Source organism: Photobacterium sp. SKA34 (assembly GCF_000153325.1).
Lineage (GTDB): Bacteria > Pseudomonadota > Gammaproteobacteria > Enterobacterales > Vibrionaceae > Photobacterium.
In genome coordinates, this window is the sequence record NZ_CH724141.1 from 1,545,223 (window position 1) to 1,565,579 (window position 20,357).

Annotated in this window: 16 protein-coding genes and 1 pseudogene; 12 read left to right on the forward strand and 5 right to left on the reverse strand. The window is 38.6% G+C overall.

What is annotated here, in order from left to right; genetic code table 11:
- The 3 genes and pseudogenes from SKA34_RS08125 to katG all read left to right on the forward strand — a co-directional run.
- Positions 1-1,345 (forward strand): IS66 family transposase (locus SKA34_RS08125; RefSeq protein ID WP_006645028.1); only part of this gene is annotated, 1,345 nt, incomplete at its 5' end.
- A 225-nt stretch (positions 1,346-1,570) separates the two neighbouring features.
- Positions 1,571-2,934, forward strand: a pseudogene (locus SKA34_RS08130) (ATP-binding protein).
- A gap of 471 nt (positions 2,935-3,405) precedes the next feature.
- The gene (gene katG / locus SKA34_RS08135) at positions 3,406-5,589 is read left to right on the forward strand and encodes a catalase/peroxidase HPI (RefSeq protein ID WP_006645031.1); all 2,184 of its coding nucleotides are present in this window, start codon (positions 3,406-3,408) and stop codon (positions 5,587-5,589) included.
- Positions 5,590-6,053: 464 nt separating this feature from the next.
- Here katG and SKA34_RS08140 read toward each other — a convergent pair whose 3' ends face one another.
- Positions 6,054-7,358 carry a hypothetical protein gene (locus SKA34_RS08140; protein WP_006645032.1) on the reverse strand — a complete coding sequence of 435 codons (1,305 nt, stop codon included), beginning with the start codon at positions 7,356-7,358 and terminating at the stop codon, positions 6,054-6,056.
- A 335-nt stretch (positions 7,359-7,693) separates the two neighbouring features.
- On the opposite strand from SKA34_RS08140, the gene SKA34_RS08145 reads away from it, so the two are divergent.
- On the forward strand, positions 7,694-8,053 hold the full coding sequence (locus SKA34_RS08145) for a PAAR domain-containing protein (RefSeq protein ID WP_006645033.1): 360 nt from the start codon (positions 7,694-7,696) through the stop codon (positions 8,051-8,053).
- Between the two features lie 345 nt (positions 8,054-8,398).
- Positions 8,399-9,202 carry a RecX family transcriptional regulator gene (locus tag SKA34_RS08150; RefSeq protein ID WP_006645035.1) on the forward strand — a complete coding sequence of 268 codons (804 nt, stop codon included), beginning with the start codon at positions 8,399-8,401 and terminating at the stop codon, positions 9,200-9,202.
- Between the two features lie 129 nt (positions 9,203-9,331).
- On the opposite strand, the gene SKA34_RS08155 is transcribed toward SKA34_RS08150, so the two are convergent.
- From SKA34_RS08155 to SKA34_RS08170, 4 genes are read right to left on the reverse strand one after another with little or no spacing between them, the layout of a single operon-like run.
- Entirely contained in the window at positions 9,332-11,362 is a 2,031-nt protein-coding gene (locus tag SKA34_RS08155; RefSeq protein WP_006645036.1) for an acetoacetate--CoA ligase, read from the reverse strand.
- Positions 11,363-11,410: 48 nt separating this feature from the next.
- Positions 11,411-12,040, reverse strand: a complete 630-nt coding sequence (maiA, locus tag SKA34_RS08160) for a maleylacetoacetate isomerase (protein WP_006645037.1) — start codon at positions 12,038-12,040, stop codon at positions 11,411-11,413.
- Positions 12,041-12,076: 36 nt separating this feature from the next.
- Entirely contained in the window at positions 12,077-13,063 is a 987-nt protein-coding gene (locus SKA34_RS08165) for a fumarylacetoacetate hydrolase family protein (protein WP_006645038.1), read from the reverse strand.
- Between the two features lie 18 nt (positions 13,064-13,081).
- On the reverse strand, positions 13,082-14,224 hold the full coding sequence (locus SKA34_RS08170; protein ID WP_006645039.1) for a homogentisate 1,2-dioxygenase: 1,143 nt from the start codon (positions 14,222-14,224) through the stop codon (positions 13,082-13,084).
- Between the two features lie 270 nt (positions 14,225-14,494).
- Here SKA34_RS08170 and phhA point away from each other — a divergent pair, with 270 nt between their 5' ends.
- The 7 genes from phhA to tnpB form a co-directional block, all read left to right on the forward strand.
- On the forward strand, positions 14,495-15,295 hold the full coding sequence (gene phhA / locus SKA34_RS08175) for a phenylalanine 4-monooxygenase (RefSeq protein ID WP_006645040.1): 801 nt from the start codon (positions 14,495-14,497) through the stop codon (positions 15,293-15,295).
- 13 nt (positions 15,296-15,308) lie between these two features.
- Positions 15,309-15,650: a 4a-hydroxytetrahydrobiopterin dehydratase gene (locus SKA34_RS08180; protein WP_006645041.1), complete on the forward strand. Its 342-nt coding sequence runs from the start codon at positions 15,309-15,311 to the stop codon at positions 15,648-15,650.
- A gap of 279 nt (positions 15,651-15,929) precedes the next feature.
- Entirely contained in the window at positions 15,930-17,267 is a 1,338-nt protein-coding gene (locus SKA34_RS08185; protein ID WP_006645042.1) for a paraquat-inducible protein A, read from the forward strand.
- A gap of 30 nt (positions 17,268-17,297) precedes the next feature.
- On the forward strand, positions 17,298-18,941 hold the full coding sequence (pqiB, locus tag SKA34_RS08190) for an intermembrane transport protein PqiB (protein WP_006645043.1): 1,644 nt from the start codon (positions 17,298-17,300) through the stop codon (positions 18,939-18,941).
- On the forward strand, positions 18,941-19,513 hold the full coding sequence (locus SKA34_RS08195) for a membrane integrity-associated transporter subunit PqiC (protein WP_006645044.1): 573 nt from the start codon (positions 18,941-18,943) through the stop codon (positions 19,511-19,513). The genes pqiB and SKA34_RS08195 overlap by 1 nt, the downstream gene beginning before the upstream one ends.
- A gap of 202 nt (positions 19,514-19,715) precedes the next feature.
- Positions 19,716-20,036 carry a hypothetical protein gene (locus tag SKA34_RS08200; protein ID WP_004998436.1) on the forward strand — a complete coding sequence of 107 codons (321 nt, stop codon included), beginning with the start codon at positions 19,716-19,718 and terminating at the stop codon, positions 20,034-20,036.
- Positions 20,033-20,357, forward strand: a 325-nt coding sequence (tnpB, locus tag SKA34_RS23185) for an IS66 family insertion sequence element accessory protein TnpB (protein ID WP_006645045.1), incomplete at its 3' end; no start/stop codon positions are given. The genes SKA34_RS08200 and tnpB, both read left to right, overlap by 4 nt.

Genomic DNA, 20,357 nt, shown 5'->3' on the forward strand with positions numbered 1-20,357 from the left:
AGGTGACCTCTTCAACGAAGCGGAATGTGAAGCCGCTAAGGAAGAAGAGGTTGAGGTTACGACGACCACCACAACCACAACGAAGAAACGCGGTAAGCGTAAGCCTCTTCCAAAGACCTTACCTCGTGAAGTTATCGAACTTGATTTAGACGACCATGAAAAGCAGTGTGCATGCTGCAATCATGACCTGCATAAAATCGGTGAAGACAGCAGTGAAAAGCTGGAGTTTTCGCCAGCCGTACTCAAAGTGCTGGAATATGTTCGCCCTAAATATGCTTGCCGCCAGTGCGAGCAAACTGAAGACAGCAATCACATCGTTCAAAAGCCAGCACCGCAAAGCATTATCCCGAAGAGCTTTGCCACAGAAAGCTTGCTTGCCAACATCATTCTTGGCAAATACCAGTACGCGATGCCACTTTACCGCCAAGAGTCGCTGTTTACCCAGTCGGGAATCGAGCTATCACGAACCACTATGGCCAGATGGGTTATCCAAGTTAGTGAGAAGTTCAAACCACTCTATGCCGCTCTAAAAGAGCACCTACTTCAACAAGTGGTGGTCCAGGCGGATGAAACGCCACTCAATGTTCTCAAGGAAGAAAAACAGTGTTACATGTGGCTCTACTGCTCGGGCGCAGACTCGCCAGAAGCCGCACTCCCCAATGTGAAGAATATTGCCTTGTACGACTATCAAAACAGTCGCGCGAGGGCATGCCCTGTTGCCTTCTTGGGGGATTACAGTGGTTATCTACAAACCGATGGCTATGGTGCCTATGATGGTCTTTATCACGTCACCAATGTTGGCTGCATGGCACATGCACGGCGAAAGTTCATGGAGGCTAAGAAGCTTCAAGGTAAAGGTAAGTCAGGCAAAGCAGATAAAGCGCTGGCCAAAATCCAGAAGCTCTATGGGATAGAATCGCGCTTAAAAGGTGCGACTGTCGAAACACGAAAAGCAGAACGTCAACTGCATAGCAAACCGATACTGGACGAGTTGTACGAGTGGATGACATCTCAACAAGTGATAGCGTCTAGCCCGCTGGGTAAAGCGATAAAATACACGCTCGGCCAATGGCCGAAGGTGATCCGCTATATCGATGACGGTCACTTATCGATAGACAATAACCGCGCTGAACGCGCAATTAAACCGCTGGTCATTGGCAGAAAGAACTGGTTGTTCTCGAACACGCCAAATGGTGCTGATGCGAGTGCGATGCTTTACAGCATCGTCGAGACTGCGAAAGCCAACGGCCTTATCCTCTACGACTACATGGTCAAGTGCATGAAAGAGCTCGCGAAAGCTGAGCCCGATATCGATGCACTCCTACCTTGGAACCTCAAACACTAACAAATATCGCCCCGTGGGTTCATGGGGCGTTTACGTAAGAATGTTAAACAATAAACGCTATAACTATTGTCATGTAAAAATACAGTATCGTCTATCTCTGACGCATATTTTGTGACTAGGGTAGGCTGAATTGTTAATTTATTATAGATAAAAACAGAAGCAAGTGTTTAGGAGTATAAACAAGTGAGTGTTTCTAATGTGGTACAAGGAAAGCATCGACTTCCTTTGCATAAGCAAAGCTTAGTTTTCCGTCTTTTTTTCTACTTTACTATTGGGCTTTTGTTGATCTTAGGCCTACAGAGTTTAGCTGAAATAGCCTTAGTTAAAACCCTATTGCATGTTCCTCAACATGTAAAACAAGATATCATGAAGATGGCGACAGATGTAGAGCCTTTACTACCTGAGAACAGTGATCCGCATCGACTTGCTGAGTGGGAGAGCAAACAAAAATATTATGCATTTGCACTTAACAGCGATAACAAAGAGTTAAGTACCCGAATAATGCATCCCCATTTTAAGTTTAAACTTAAATTTGCCCGACCATTAAATACAATTTTAGATTCTCGTGTTAATCAACCTATTTTTACGATACCTATAAAAAATGATAATAAATTAGTGGTTCTGTTACCTCATGAATTACATCCGGCTAAATATTTTTCTTTGTATTTTGGCTTAATACAGGTAGTGATTGCCATTCTGATCACCTTAATGTTTTCGTTAATTATCGCACGCTATTTACAGCGACCATTAGACACTTTAAGACAAGCGAGTCGTAGCTTAGCTAATGGCGACTTTTCAGTGCGTGTAGCTCATGTCATGGGAGATAAAGTAAAAGAGTTTAATGAATTAGCGACTGATTTTGACAATATGGCAAATCAAATACAATTATTAACAGAGAAACAACGACGTTTAATTCGTGATGTTTCTCATGAACTTCGAACCCCTTTGGCTAGGCATAGTCTATCGCTACATTTAATCCGAAAACGTACTTCATCTGAGCATTTGCATTTAGTGGATCGGTTAGAACAAGAATCAGAAGAGATGAATGAACTCGTCACAGAGATCCTTGAGTTTAGTCAATTTGATAATGCGAAAGCGAATATCAATCTTATTCCTGTCGACGTACAAAGCTTCTGTGATTCGACGGTTGATCAATGCCTGCAGCTTAAAGCGCATGGTCAATCGATAATTAAAGATATTGATAGATCATTACCAATGGTTCAAACCGATACGCGATTACTAATACGATCAATTAAAAATTTAATAGGTAACGCGATTAAATATGCTGGTAGTGAAGCAAATATAACAATTCGTACCAGTATAAGAACGAACATGGATAAGTCTTATGTTGTGTTATCTATTTCAGATGATGGTGATGGGATCCCAGAGCAACATTTAAAAGATATTTTTGATCCGTTCACGCGCATAGAGGGTGCACGAGATAAACAGCAGGTGGTTATGGTTTAGGGCTTGCCATTGTAAAAGAAGCGATGCAAGTCACAGGAGGACAGGTAGAGGCGGGCCGATCAGATGATGGAGGCTTAAAAATATCGCTATTGTTACCGACTACTGAAACAATAAAAAAGTAGCCTTAAGATAGAAATAAAAAAGTGATATTCTTTTAGGTTATCACTTTTTTTATTCTCAAATATAAGATTAAAGATTCCATATAATAAATAAATTATTTTTAAGAATAACGCTGTTATATTTCTCATCTCTTGATAATTACCACCTATTGAATCAATAGATTTTTAGTATTAGCTACTTGCATTCAATTGATTTAAATTTACGCCATTAAATGAGATTGTATTTTTAAAGTAAATTTTTTTGATTTAAATCAAATCTAAAATTTTGTTTTGGTGCAGTTTAATGTACTCGTTAAAGATGAAGACGTCCTGTTAATTATTTGAGTATTAAATGCTTAAAAAGAATTAAATCTCAATTTTAAATTTCAAAATTAACGAACCTATTTAATTGTTATTTAATACCTTAGGGATATATTGGATAGATCTGAAGAATTAATGACAATAATACTAATTAAAATAATGAGGTGACACCCAATGTCTAAATGTCCTTTCCACAACACGGATACGGTTAATCCGTCAATTAACCCAGGTAATGGCACTTCTCCAAGTGATTGGTGGCCTAACCAACTTAAACTGGACATTCTTCACCAGCACGATCGTAAATCAAGCCCAATGGGTGAAGATTTCGATTATGCTGCGGAATTTAAAAAGTTAGATCTTGAAGCGGTGAAGCAAGACTTACGTGAACTAATGACAGATTCTCAAGAGTGGTGGCCAGCAGACTTCGGTCACTACGGTCCTTTCTTTATTCGTATGGCTTGGCACAGTGCAGGTACTTATCGTACGGCTGATGGTCGTGGCGGTGCGAGCACAGGTAACCAACGTTTTGCACCACTAAATAGTTGGCCTGATAACGTAAACCTTGATAAAGCACGTCGTCTAATTTGGCCGATTAAACAAAAATACGGCAACAAGATTTCTTGGGCTGACTTGATTATTCTAACCGGTAACGTTGCGTTAGAATCAATGGGCTTCAAAACATTCGGTTTTGCTGGCGGCCGTGAAGACATTTGGGCTCCAGAGTTAGATGTTTACTGGGGTAAAGAAAAAACATGGCTTGCTGATGATACACGCTACGAAAAAGACAGTGAACAACGCGACCTTGAAAACCCACTAGCAGCAGTACAAATGGGCCTAATTTACGTAAACCCAGAAGGTCCAGACGGTAACCCAGATCCACTACTAGCAGCACATGATATTCGTGAAACATTTGCACGTATGGCAATGAACGACGAAGAAACTGTAGCACTTATTGCTGGTGGTCATACATTCGGTAAGACACACGGTGCAGCAGATGCAGCATACGTAGGTGTTGAACCTGAAGGTGCTTCAGTTGAAGAACAGGGGTTAGGTTGGTCATCAACTTACGGAAATGGTAACGCAGCTGATACAATTTCAAGCGGTCTAGAAGTAACGTGGACAACAACACCAACGGAATGGGGAAATGGTTTCTTCCATAGCTTATTTAGCCATGAGTGGGAATTAGAAAAGAGCCCTGCAGGTGCTTATCAATGGATTGCTAAAGACGGTAAGCTAGAGTACCCAGATGCATTTGGTGATGGCATGCACCGCGGTACAATGTTAACTACTGACTTGTCTCTTCGTATAGATCCTGTATATGAGAAAATTTCTCGTCGCTTCTACGAACACCCAGAGGAGTTCGCTGATGCATTTTCACGCGCATGGTTCAAATTAACACACCGTGATATGGGGCCAGTATCTCGTTACCTTGGTCCTGAAGTACCAGCTAAAGTGTTTACATGGCAAGATCCAATTCCTGCTGTTGATCACGAGCTAGTAAACGACTCGGATATTACAAAACTTAAACAAGAAATCGCGGCATCGAGTCTATCAATTAGCGATTTAGTATCAACAGCTTGGGCTTCTGCTTCTACATTCCGTGGTTCAGATAAGCGTGGTGGTGCAAACGGTGCACGTATTCGTCTAGCACCGCAGAAAGATTGGGAAGTTAACCAACCAGAGAAACTAACAAAAGTATTAAACGTACTTGAAGGTATTCAAGCAAACTTCGAGAAAACAGTATCTCTAGCTGACTTAATCGTACTTGCTGGTGGCGTGGGTGTGGAAATGGCTGCTAAAAATGCAGGCCGTGATATCACAGTACCATTTACACCTGGCCGTATGGATGCATCACAAGAAGAGACAGATGTAGAATCATTTGCTGTTCTTGAGCCAATCGCTGATGGTTTCCGTAACTTCGAAAAAGCGAAATTCACAGTAGCTGCTGAAGAGTTACTACTAGACCGTGCACAACTACTAACACTAACAGCACCTGAAATGTCAGTGCTTGTGGCTGGCATGCGTGTACTTGGTGCAAACTATGATAACAGCGAATACGGCATGTTCACTGAGCGCAAAGAAGCATTAACTAATGATTTCTTCGTTAACCTACTAGACATGGCAACACAGTGGAAACCAACATCTGTAGACCAAGATGTCTTCGTAGGTACAGATCGTAAGACTGGCGAGCAGAAGTGGATGGCATCACGTGTTGACCTAGTATTTGGTTCTAACTCACAATTACGTGCACTTGCAGAAGTTTACGCATGTTCTGATTCAGAAGAGAAATTCGTCAATGACTTCGTTAATGCTTGGGTGAAAGTTATGGACGCTGACCGTTTTGATCTTCATCACTAAGCAAAACGCAAAGCTATTAACACTTATCTGAAGTATGAAATAGAAAGCTAACATCAAAATTAAAGAGGTACTCAATGGGGGCCTCTTTTTCATTTAAGCGTTTATAAACTTTATTATAACGATAACTTATAGATATTCCCTGATACTGTATAAAAAACTTTATTCTGCTTTTACTATTCATATGCATTAATAGTGCGATTTACCACTTAAATCTTTGTGATCACTAACAATATGAAATTTGCAAAAATCTTGAAGCAAAATTAAAGAAAAGAGCAAAGCATATGGTTATCTATCTAGCAAAATCTTTTAGTTATGAAATCAAAAATGTATTAGAATAATAAATATTTATAAAAATTAAATACGTCCTCGGTAAATTGAAAAATATATTTACCTGAATCTTTTTTAGAAAATACTAAGGCTGAAAGTTTCTTCAGCCTTAATATTAAAGAGAAGCTAGTAGATGATTAATCCTGGCAAACAGAAAACATTTCTTTAAACTCAAAATGCTCTATATCTTTATTAATTGCTTCATGTACTACTGCGGGTTGCCCATTAAGAACCACAGAGTCAGTAAGGCAAACACCAAATGCATCTTTATTTGCAAGTAATAAACGAGCAAAAGCACCTTTAGAATATACGTGATCTAATTTAAAGCTACTTCCCTGTGATGCTGCTTGGGCTGAAAAGTTATCATCACCCGTATATTCAAGCCAAACATGATCAAGCAGGATATTTTCATATTTGTTACCGTCTTCGTATCCTACGAACTGCGGCCCACCAGCACTTGAAGCAAAAGCAGGAACGACACCATTAACCCGATCTCCTCGACCAAATTTGACATTCTTTAATGTAATGTTTTTGGCTCCACCGTGCATTTGTCCCATCGTACTATCATAAAAATCAACATGATCGAAAGTGATATTGGTAGACATTCCTTGGAAATTATAAGCATAGTTATAAGATTTTGATTTTACGGCTACCCATAGTCCTTTTTTATAGCCCCTTGATGTTAAAGTTTTATCAGGGTTCGCTATGAATATACGCCAGTTTCTATTCAGAGGAGCATCTAGTGCTTCTGGAGCTAGATAGTGATCATTATGGTTATCTCTTCCCCAAGGCTCTTGCCCTTGATCTACAGGTGATATTTCAGGGTTATTGATATCGTCAGTAATTAACCTCAGATAGCGTCCACCTGGGATTCCATCATTGTATATAGAACCAATTTCAGGAAACCCATCTAATAGCTTTATATCAACATACCCCTTACCAACATCTGTAATAATACCTTCAGACATTGTTTTTCCAGTCCGGTGAAATTCTAGGTGGCTGAATGTAAAATTACTTGGTGAGTTACCAAATATAGTATGTTCAAAATATGCACTTTGATCTATATATAGCTTAGTTGGATTATGTTTATTTGTACTTCCTTGTAGTTCAAAAATACGGTTGCCATAAACAGTTTGATCTAACGAAATGACACCCTTGGTATGATTTATAACACGACTACTTAAAATATGTTTTCCACCAGGTACATGAAGGATCAGCTTAGTATTATCTTTTTTACCATTTAATGTTGCGATAGCACTATTCATCTGAAGGTATAAATTATCTGACGTTACTTCTCCATCGAAATTAACATCGATTACTTCAGTTTGATTATAATTAATGGTGCTTAAGTTATTTTGTAACGTTTGTGCTTGCAACAAACCCGATAATGGTAAAATTGCGAAACTTATAGCAATGGGCAAAAGGTTGTTTTTTTTAAACATAAATATTCCAATAATATTAAGAAATCTTAAAATAATTTTACTTTTTACCAGTTAATTTGTAATTTATAAAAATCAATAATGGAAACAATGTCGAAGACTTAATATTCTTATTATATTATATAAGCAATGTGATTTCTCAAAAAAATAATAAAATATTATTTATGTGATTCTATGGTGATATTAATTTTTAAAATTAATAAATCGGCTGTTTATGGAAAAATAAAAGAAATGTTCAATCACAAATTGAAAAATTAAACATCGTTTAAATGCAATTGAGCAAATTATTGCCCAACACTGAATTGTAGCAATATAAATAACTTCTATTGTATGAAAACATGAATAACGATGTTATAACCGTTGGCACAATAACAACCACGAGTGGTGGTGTTATTACCGGACACGGTGGTGTCGTTATTAATGGTCAAATGGTTTCTCTTGTTGGAGATATCTCTACCTGTCCATGTGGCATTAAAAGCTGCAATGGAAAGGGGCCCGTTGCCGCGCAATCAACAAGAGCTTCGAACCTTTCTGGCATAAATCTAGCGCGAGTAGGTGATCTTGTTGATACTGGATGTGGCAGTTGCTTTCTTGATACCAGCTTTCACCAAGTGACTCTTAGTACCTCAACAGCGACTAACTTAAATATGGGAGGGAGAGTTAACATGGGCAATAGTGTCAACATTAACGTTGGTTAGTCATCAGACTAAATTGTCGCTAACTATGATAATAGCGAATACGGTGTGTTCACTGAGCATAAAGAAGTATTAACAAATAATTTCTTCGTTAACCTATTAGATATGGCTACATAATGGAAACTAACATCTTTAGACCAAGATGTGTTCGTAGGTACAGCTCGTAAGACTGGTGAACAGAAGTGGATGGCATCACATGTTGGCCTTGTATTTGGCTTAAATTACAACTACAAGCACCTACAGAAGTTTACGCATGTTCTGACTCAGAATAGAGTTCGTCAACGACTTCATTTAAGCATGTATAAGCTGTTATTATAACTATAACTTCTAGCCATTCCCCAATACAGTATGAAAAAACCTTATCCTGCTTCTACTATTCAAAACGTTATTAATAGTGCTATTTACCACTTAAATCTGCGTGATCACTCCGAATATGAATTACGCAAAAAACTTGAAGCAAAAACAGAGAATAAAGAGTGGGTTGAAACTGTACTTAAACAAATGAAAAGTTATGGTTATCTCAAAAGCGACTATGCATTTTCCATACATTTCTGTGAGTTAGCCTTTAGTAGCCAATACGGCCGAAAATACATACAACAAAAGTTAAAAATTAAAGGTATTGATGAACTCACTATTGAGCAAGTTATCACGGAAACTATGCAGCGAATGGCGATCTGTGAGCAATCGATGATCAATACTCGATTAGCACGCTTCAAAGACTTTTCAACCACATCAGCAGAAAAAGTCGTCAATGATTTATTAAAACGTGGTTATAGCATGGGTGATATTTCTCGCGGTATTGCAGAACACAGTGCTTCAAATACCTTGCTGACGAAAGCGCAAATTAAAGGTAAAAACGCTAACCTTGAAGCTGAAGTGATCAAGCTTGCTAAAAAGTTAAAAGGGCGCTCGTTAATCGCGCATGAGCTAAAAATGAAATATGTAGATATATCAGAACTGGATACCGTACTTGATGAATTAATCGAATCAGGCGAGATTGATTTTTATTACAATTGCCAACAAGCGTTAGCCAAGAAACGCTTCGATCTCACAGACTTTAAAGAAAAGAGTAAAGCTTATGGTTATTTATCAAGTAAAGGCTTTTCTAGCGATGAAATAAAAGAAGTAATTGATGCTGTGCTAAATGAGTAGAAGATATACTTAGATCGTATTAATACTTACGAACTTTATAAATATTTATTTCTTATCCCAACCAAATATACAAGCAATGCCTAAGTGGTTTTGTGAAAGTAAAAATCTACTTGTTTCTTGTACTTATTATCATTTTAAGTCAGCTCTATTTTTATACTGTTCTAAACTTTCTGGGTTGGCGATAGCACTCGTGTTTACAATATTTCGTTGATGTATGGCATCTCTCACCGCTTTTTCTGCTATCTTCCCTGACTTAGTTCTGGGTATAGAAGAGACTTGTAATATTTTTGCTGGGACATGATGAGGCGAGCACTGACTGCGCAGTCGCGTGTTTATACGATTTATTAAGATGTTATCGAGCATTAGCTCTTGTTTTAATTGAACAAAAAGAACGATTCGAACATCGTTTTGGTACTGCTGTCCAACAACAACAGAATCGACGACTTCATGAAACGGATTTACTTGACGATAAATTTCAGCGGTACCAATACGAATCCCCCCCGGATTTAATATTGAATCAGAGCGCCCATAGAAGGTAAGTCCACCGTGATGAGACATACTGACATAATCGCCATGGTGCCAAGTGTTGGGATAGGTATTCCAGTAAGCCTGAAAATATTTTTCTCCCTTTGGATCTTGGCTAAATGCGATAGGTTGATTGGGAAAACTGTTGCAACAGACAAGTTCACCGCATGTATCAAAGATCGCTTCTCCTGCATGATTAAATACATTAACGTCCATCGCTAAGGCTTTGACTTGGCACTCCCCACGCCACACCTCGCCAATTGGGTTTCCAATGGCAAAGCAACCGCAAATATCTGTACCGCCTGCAATCGATGAAAGCTGGATATCTTGTTTGATTTGTTTATAGACATAATCAAACTGTTCGGGCGCGAGTACTGAACCTGTAGAACAAATGATATCGAGTTGTGACAATGTCACGTTATCCTTAGGTGTGATATTCATTTTTTCTATGGTCTCTAAATATTTGGCGGAAGTGCCAAATAAGCATAGATTCTCTCTGTCTGCCATTTTCCAAAATTGGTAAGGATCTGGGTATAAAGGGGAGCCATCATATAAGACGAGTGTTGCACCTGACGCCAAGCCACTTACTAACCAGTTCCACATCATCCAACCGCAAGTCGTAAAATAAAAAATAGGATCGGTAGGTTTAATATTGCAGTGTAATTGGTGCTCTTTCATGTGATTTAAAAGTGTTCCACCGACAGAGTGAATAATACACTTGGGTTTCCCTGTTGTTCCTGATGAATACAAAATATACAACGGATGATCAAAGGAAGTAGGAGTAAACGTTAATTCAGGACGACGAGCAACATCTTCCATTTCTTGCCATACAGTCACGGTGATATGAGAAGGTAAGGAAGCACTTTGTAACAGTAGTTTGTCGATAGGCTTTTGGTTTATATAAGGGTAAACAATTAACTTTTTGATACTAGGAAGAGAAGATAAAGCCTCTGATAATGTGGTTAAACTGGTTATTGTTTTGTTGTTATAAATATAACCATCAGTAGTAAAAATAACTTTAGGTTGGGTTTGACTAAAGCGTTCAACTAGACTTTCAGCCCCGAAATCAGGAGAAGTAGATGTCCATACTGCACCTAAAGAGGTGGTCGCTAACATAGCAATAACTGTTTGTGGAATATTCGGCATATAAGCGGCAACCACATCGCCTTTTTGTACCCCTTGTTGTTGTAAATACTGTGCAACCATTGCTACTTGCTGGTGGAGTTGTTGCCAAGATAGCCGCTGTTGGGCGTGTTGCTTATTTTTGTCTTTAAAACTGTGTTCGTTATAAAAAACAATTGCATCCTGTTGGTTTAGCTTCGTGCTGTAAGCAAGTAGATTTTCAGCGAAATTGAGAGTGGCATCAGGAAACCAGCGTTTATCTTTATTAGGAATAGGGCTGTTTGTTGGGCAATAGACAACTTGTTCACCTTGGCTGCCAACCACATTACAAAATTGCCATAGTTGTTGCCAGAATTGGTCGCTATGTTTTATTGACCAACGGTGCAATTGCGTATAATCATGAAATAGGCGTTTGTGTTGTTCGCTGATTTGCACCATAAATTGATACAGCAAACTGTTTTGAATGCGCTTTCGACTTGGCTTCCAGAGACATTGCTTATAATCATCAGTCATTGGTACGTTCTCCGTCTTTTTTCTAATGCTCTATTTTTTGCTGAATAATTAAAGATGAGGCGCTGCTTTGATGAAAGGCTCAAGCTGGTTACAGTGTTTTTCTATGGTGTTAATGATTGGAAATTTGGATAAATCGAGATTAAAACGTCGGGCGTTGTACACTTGAGGGATCAAAAATATATCGGCTAAGGTTGGGGCAAGTCCAAAACAGAACTTTTCATGGTTATTGTTACTAGCAAGCTGCTGTTCCAGTGCTGTAAAACCTTGATCTATCCAGTGGTGATACCATTGTTGTTTTTGTTCGGCTGTAAGTGTTAATTTTCGTTCTAAATACTTGAGTACACGTAAGTTATTTAACGGGTGTATATCACAAGCGATGGATAACGCAAAGGCTCGGCATTGTGCACTTTCTATGGAGTTACAAGGCAGCAAACTTGGCGTTGGATAGTATTGCTCAAGATATTCGATAATCGCGAGAGATTGATATATGTAACATTGGTTATGCTCAAGTGTAGGCAATAAACCCGTAGCATTAATGTTTTTGTATTGGCGGCTGTTTTGTTGATTATCAAGCAGCGAGATCGGCACGCAGTTGTAATCTAATTGCTTAATGTTTAAGGCAATTCTTACTCGATATGAGGCTGATGAGCGAAAGTAATCATATAGGGTAAATGCCATAATTCAACTCTCTGTGAGTAATGAATGTACTTGAGCTTAATGCTTAACAAAGGGAATAACGGCTTGTTCAATAGCCCCAAAAATAGAATGTTTATCTGCATCAAACATTTCTATTTTTACGCTATCACCGTATTGCATAAAGGGGGTTTGAGGCTCGCCTTGTTCTAGAATTTCCAGCATCCGTTTTTCAGCAATACAACAAGAACCAGATAATCTATCTACGTTAGAAACCGTTCCTGAACCAATGATTGTGCCAGCAGTTAGTGGACGACTTTTGGCAGCATGATGAATTAATTGGGCAAAGTTAAACGTCATATCAACCCCTGCATTGGGGTTACCAAATAGCTGCTGATTTAAATGGACATAAAGTCGATTATTGATCTTATTCTCTTTCCATGAATCGCCTAACTCATCAGGTGTTACCGCGACAGGAGAAAAAGCCGATGAAGGTTTTGATTGAAAAAAACCAAAGCCTTTAGCCAGTTCTGTTGGGATTAAATTTCTTAGAGATACATCGTTAACAAGCATTAAGAGTTTAATGTGTTTCTCTGCATTTACTACGTTTGTTGCCATCGGGACATCATTTGTAATAACGGCTATTTCAGCTTCAAAATCAACTCCCCAATTAAGATCTTCAATTTCGATGGGCTGTGTGGGGTTTAGAAACTTATCTGACATACCTTGGTAGATTAAAGGATCTTGCCAAAAACTTGCTGGCATTTCAGCACCTCTTGCTTTGCGCACCAACTCAACATGATTAACATAGGCACTACCATCTGCCCATTGAAAAGCGCGAGGAAGGGGAGATGCACATTGCATTGGCTGAAAAATAAAACGATTCTCAAGCACTTTTCTATTAAGTGCGTGATAAAGATCATTAAGAATGGGTTCGACATCTGTCCAATGATCCAGTGCATATTGCATAGTAGTGGCAATATGTTGAGCTGATATCGCCCATTTAAGATCGCGAGAAACGACAATGAGCTTTCCATCTCTACCTTGTTGTAACGAAGCAAGTTTCATTGTTGTTATCCTTACTTTTTATTGTTTGTCAGGGTATTCATGGTGTTGCCATGACGCTACATAATTATGTAATTCAACTTCACTAACATTGCGTGCAATATCGAGAGGGTTTCGACTATCTACCATTACCGCAACTTCATCGATAAATGTTTTAGGTGCTTGTTGGCTTATTGTTAAAGCGTTAGGGTGAGGGCCATGTGGAAATCCATAAGGATGGAACGTGATCATGCCTGGTTTAATATTGTCTCGACTGAAAAAATCGCCACGGTGATAAAAAATCACTTCATCGTAGTCATTGTTACTGTGAAAAAATGGCACTTTTAAAGCGTTAGGATCACTTTCAACGGGGCGAGGAACAAAGGTACATACAATAAAATTATCACTGACAAAGGTAGTATGTGCTGATGGTGGAAGGTGATATCTATGGCTCATGAGTGGGCGAATGTCACGCCAATTAAGTTTTATTACAGTTAGATTACCTTTCCAGCCTATGCTATCTAACGGATTAAACGGGTAGCAAATTGTATTAATTTGGTTACGTGCTTTTAAGAATACCTGCCAATTATCTTCTGTTTGTTGTGCTTTAAATGCAGCATTAATCTTGGGGTATTCAAGTATTGCGGGGTCAAAGAGAGCATGTTCACCGACTATACCATGATCAACACTTTTAAAACTGTTATTGGTTGCTTCAATCATCAACAAAGTAACAGTGCTGGACGTTTCAATTCGCCATGTTGTAGAGCGAGGAAGCACAAGATAATCACCTTCATTAAAAGGCAGATGACCATAATCACAGTACAAATCTCCGCTACCTTGATGAACAAATAATAATTCGTCACCGTCACCATTTCGCACCAGATGATCCATACTTTTATTGGTTTGCCATACACGCAGTTTAATATCGCCATTCGATAGTAATAGTGGTGCATCCCAAGGTGTATCACCAATTTGGGCCAAAGCTAAAGCATCAAAAGCTCTTGGTTTATGTTTACCACACCATGACACCCAGCTTGTAGGCGGGTGTTTATGGTACATGTGAGTTGCAGGGCCAAAAAAACCTTCTCGACCGCATTCACGTTCGAAACTGTCATTAGGTAAGTCACAATGTGCTTGTTTGCTTGATAGCCCTTCAATAATTGGAAACTGAAACCATTTATGCATTCCTTGCCTCATTATTTACTATTACTATCATTTAACTGTGGTTGAAAGTGCAGAAATCGCAATATTCTTGATAAGAAGCAGAATTTAAGATGTTCATTCTTGTTTACATTTTTTGCATCATCAATTTGGTTAATGTTAGTCAAATTAGGCATTAAAGCCTGTTTTTTTAGTGATAAAAATGGCTGATAGCAAGGATCACTTCTAATATTTATAGAGTTAATAATAAAAATAATAGTGTCGGTTGGTGGTTAGTTATAAACGGAGGCTATTATGCAAAAGAATCAGAGTAGTAATCCGACAGCGCACCGCTATGTCTCAAAGCCTGTTGATCGTAATGGGGTTATTACTTGGAGTGAAGAAGAAGATGCCATTTGGCATCATCTTATAACTCGCCAACTTCATTGTGTGCAAGGAAAGGCATGTGATGAGTATTTAGCGGGTTTAACTGAATTAGATCTACCTTACGATCATATCCCTCAATTAAAAGAAATAAATCGAGTATTACTTGATACCACAGGTTGGCAATGCGTCGCTGTGCCTGCCTTAATAAGTTTTGATCATTTCTTTTCTTTACTTGCCCTCAAACAATTTCCTGTTGCTACCTTTATTCGTACAAAGGCTGATATAGATTATTTACAAGAACCTGATTTTTTTCATGAAGTATTTGGACATTGCGCAATGCTCACCAATCCATATTTTGCACAATTTACACATTTTTATGGAAAACTCGGTGTAAAAGCAACGCATGAGGAACGAGTTTATTTAGCTAGACTATACTGGTTTACGGTTGAATTTTGTTTGCTAAATCAAAATGGTAAATACCAAGTTTATGGTGGCGGTATTTTATCATCGCCACAAGAAACACATTACGCGACAGTCAGTACCATTCCGCAACGTGTTGCTTTTGATCCTATAGAGGTAATGAGAACGCCATATCGAATTGACATATTACAGCCTAAATATTTTGTATTACAAAGTATGGAGCAACTTTACCAAGTTACTAATCAAGATATTTTCGGATTAGTAGCAGAAGCACAGCGAAAAGGATTACGCACTGCCATTTTCACTTAAAAGGAAACTATCAATGACGAGTTTAGATAAATTGAAATGTGAAGCATGCCATTCAGGTTCACCAAAATTAAGTGATGAAGTTTTAGCTGAATACATGGCGTCATTACCGGAATGGCAAATTATTAATCCTAACGGTGTAAATCGCTTAACTCGTACATTTAAATTCAGTAATTACAAACAAGCGTGGGAATTTAGCAATAAAGTGTCGCATTTAGCTGAAGAAGAATTTCATCATCCAACCCTTGTTTTAGAGTGGGGGAAAGTAACCGTAACATGGTGGACCCATGATATTAGGGGTATTCATTTAAATGATGTTATCTGTGCAAAGAATACTGAAAAATTGTATTTGAGTTAAATCCACATAAATTTTACGTATATTTCTCATTTTCTTGTTATAATACGATGTTTTAAATATGTATTTGTATTAAAAATAAGGCTTTTTTTATTTTACTAACTTAAAGTTTCTTGCTCTAAATGCAATGAAGGCAGACAATACGCGCCTGTTTATATTTAGTATGTTTAGGTTTTGTCTAAGCAACAATACTCTTACTTTAGCTCGCTGTTTTAACATTTATTAAATGTATTCAATAGTACAGTACGATTCAGTAAGAGTAGCGATAAAAAGAAATTAACGATGACAACACAAACGCCACAGCAACAAATTCCATCAGAATTGATGATCGCTTGCGAAGAATGCGGATTGGTAGTCGATATCCCTGATATCAAAGATGGACAAAAAGCGAGCTGTCCTCGCTGTGGGCATACCTTAGCTAAAAGTATCATCATGCCATTTCATCGCCCTTTAGCGTACGGTCTTGCATGTTTGATTATGTTGGTACTCAGCCTTTCTTTCCCTTTTCTCTCATTTAGCGTGAATGGAATGGGGCAACAAATCATGCTGCTTAATGCAGCGGAAACATTACAGCATTTTGAAAATAGCTTTCTTGCATTACTTCTGATGTTAACCGTATTGGTTTTTCCTGCGGTTTACATCATGTTGGTAATGTATCTCTATTATCGTGCAGAGCATGTTAAACATATAGGGTATGTAAGTGGTAACCCTAAAACTATAAAACTATTGTGTCGTATCTTATTTAAGATTCAACCTTGGCTAATGGTGGATGTGTTTCTCATTGGCGTACTAGTAAGTTTGGTTAAAATTTCAGCTTTAGCACATATTGGTATAGGTTACTCATTTTGGGCATTCTGTATTTACAGCGTTTTGGTTGTGAAATGTGTTTCGTTAGTTGATCGAACATGGTTGTGGGATCAGTTTTTTGCAATGAAACATATAGAGGGGGTACATGATGGCGATACACATTTATCGAATAATCATGTGGGATGCCATGTTTGTAACCAAATAAACCCTCTGCCTGATAACCATCATGCCAAATGTATTCGCTGTGAAAGCAAGCTTCATGATTTCAACCCTATACATTCATTACAGTATTCATGGGCTTACTTAATTGCTTCGATTATTTTTTATATTCCGGCAAATTTGTATCCTATGATGTACACCGTTAGCTTAGGACAAACTGAAGGTTCAACCATCATGGGTGGTGTGGTGATGTTATGGAAAATGGGGTCTTGGCCAATCGCGTTGGTGATCTTTATTGCCAGTATCTTCATTCCTATGGTGAAAATGTTAGCGTTAGTATGGCTTTATTACTGTGCGGGTAAAAAGCCAAATGACTCAACACGAGAGTCTGTAAAACGTTTAAAAATTTATCGCATGACAGAATTTATCGGTCGCTGGTCTATGGTTGATATTTTTGTCGTCGCGATATTAGTTGCACTTGTGCAGTTGAAAAACTTAATGGCTATTTCACCAGGACCTGCTGCAATCTGCTTTGCAACAGTGGTGGTATTTACCATGTTATCGGCAATGAGTTTCGATCCTCGGGTGTTTTGGGGTGAAAAAAGTAAAATTAATCATGGTTCAGAGTTAAAGACTACTGAATCTAATCAGTAGTCACTAGCCAGTATTAACGAGAAACAGAAAATGAGTTATAACCAGCCATATCAGGCTAAAGTACAAAACCTTAAGCAAGTATCTGCAATCTGGATTATTCCCGTTGTAGCTCTTGCTATTGGTATTTGGATGTTTGTTCAATATCTTAATAGCAAAGGGCCTGAAATAACGATCCGCCTTCCTAATGCTTCAGGCATTGAAGTGGGTAAAACCGCGATTAAATCTCTAAATGTGAAGGTTGGTGTAGTAACCAAAGTACAGCTCAGTGAGGACTATAGCTATATTACGGTTACCGCTCAGATGGATAATGATACTGAGCGCATGTTAAAAAATGATACCAAGTTCTGGGTCGTTAAACCTCGTATTGGGAAAGAAGGTGTATCTGGTTTAGATACGCTTCTTTCTGGGGCCTATATAGAAATGCAACCCGGTCAAGGTAAAGATAATAAATATCAATTTAAAGCGCTGGAAGTACCGCCAGTTGCCCCTGCTGATGCTCAAGGCTTACGTGTTGTGTTAACAAGTCATCAAGCTGGTAAATTAAGTGTTGGTGATCCTGTGCTATATGACGGTTTTACGGTTGGTCGCGTAGAAAAAACAAACTTTGATATCAATAGTAAATTGGCAAATTATCAATTATTTATTTTCGAACCTTATAATCGATTAGTACGCACTACTAGTAATTTTATTATGCAGTCCGGCATGAATGTACAAATGAGTGCAGAAGGTTTTAACGTCAAGATTGGATCATTGGAATCGTTAATTACAGGTGGCGTAACTTTCCAAACCCCCTCTGATGAGCAAGGTGTCGTTCAAAATAAGCAATTAACACATTATCGACTGTATAATAGTGAGAAAGATTATCGTCAAAAAATGTACGATAAGAGTCTTAAATTCGTAATGTTGTTTAAAGAATCTATTCGTGGGTTAAAAGCCGGTGCACCCATTGAATATCGCGGTATTCAAATAGGTACAGTAAAAAAAGTACCACTTCGTTTACCAACGAGTGAAGAAGGATTTACCAGCGAACAGATCCCTGTTCTAGTGCGTATTGATCTGGGGCGTGTTTACAATCATAGCAATGAAGGAACGCTAGCTGGTCTTCGTGCGAATTTTGAAAAAGAATTTCAAAAAGGACTCCGAGCAACATTAAAGCCTGGTAGCTTATTAACAGGAGCCTTATACATCGGAACCGATGTATATAAAGATGAGAAACCTGAAAAAGCAATGAAGTATGATGGATATGATGTGTTCCCGACTAAAACGGGCGATCTTGCTGAAGTACAAAAGCAATTAACTAGCATGCTGACGAAGTTTAATAAATTGCCGATTGAAGATACATTGAACTCAATGACAGCGACTCTAAAGGCATCTGAGAAAACAATGAATTCAGCAGCTAAGGTAACAAAGGATCTGGATCGAATTCTCAAGCAAAAAGATACTCAGACATTGCCATCTGATATCAAAGCGAGTTTAAAAGAAATCCAAGCAACACTTAATGGGTTTAGCCCAAACTCAGCACCATATCAAAGCTTACAGAGTTCGCTTGAGCAGTTTGAACAAGTGATGACGGAATTAAAACCAGTTCTTCGTCAATTAAATGAGAAGCCAAATTCATTAGTGTTTGGTGATGAGAAAGCGAAAGATCCTATTCCACTGGGAGGCCGTAAATAATGAAAAAGTGGTTATTAATTGCAGCGGTAGTGCTTGCTGGAACAGGATGTAGCTCAACAGAGACTGCACTAAAAACATATATGTTACCGATGCCAACCAGTGCAAATACTGCACATAACATTAGTAATAAATCGTTGTTAATTGTTCGCCCTGTTGAAGTAGCCGCACATCTTGCTGGTACCGGTTTAGTTTACCAAACCAGCCCAACTGAAATTGTTGAAGCACAGCAAAATCTTTGGGGTGAATCACTGAGTACGCAGTTAACGCGTCGAATTACATTTGATTTACGTCAAAAACAAACTCAGTTTTGGGCAACACAGCTAACACCGACATTGTCTACTGCGGGTATACCACGCTTACAGGTGCGTATTAACCAGTTTAATGGTGTCTATAGCGGTGTTGCTGAAATAGCAGGTGAATGGTTATTGATTAATGGTAACGGGGATTTACAAACCGTACATCCATTTTCGTTCCGCGTACCATTAACAAAAGATGGTTATTCAGCGCAAGTGGAAGCACTGTCTAAAGGTGTGGATGAGTTAACGACTCAGCTAGCTCGATCTATCAAGTAGCCTTTAACGATAAAGTAAATATTAAGCCGACGTTAAATACGTCGGCTTTTTTTATTTCTTAAGAATATGAGTTTCATTATTGTAATCGGCCTATTTAAATACTAGGGTTTTGTCTTTGGTTTGTAAGCGTGCCATAAACACCGCATTCTAATCACTTTACTCGAAGAATAAGATCAAATCTCCAATCCAAAGGAGATTTAAAATGGCAACACGACGTACCAATCAAGAATGGCAGACTTTGTTTGAGTGTTATGAATCCAGCCAACTCACTCAACGTGCTTTTTGTGAACATCACGGATTAAGTCTTTCCACGTTTCATGCCAAACGCCAACAGTTAACACACCTTCAAACACCACAGACTAACGGCTTCGTCAAAGCAAACGTTGTAGAGCAGACAACACGTTACCATATGACGCAAATACCTACCGCGAATATGACACTTTTTGTCAACGACGTTGAGCTGAGTATTCCTCAAGGCACGCCCGCTGCCTACCTGGCAGAACTCATTGGAGCCTTGTCATGAAACATATGCTAAGTGCACCAGATATTTATCTGTATCGTGAGAGTGTCGATTTTAGAAAGTCCATCAATGGCCTCGCGGCGATTATCGAAAGTGACACCGATTTACCCTTGGGAAGCGGCGCACTATTCCTGTTTACCAATAAACAGCGCGACAAAATCAAAGTGTTGTACTGGGATAAAACAGGCTTTGCACTTTGGTATAAACGCCTTGAAAAAGCCAAGTATAAATGGCCGTCAAAAGAGAAAAATGACGTGTTTACCCTGACTCAATGCGAGCTTGATAGACTGCTTTCTGGCTTCACGATTATCGGCCATAAACCCG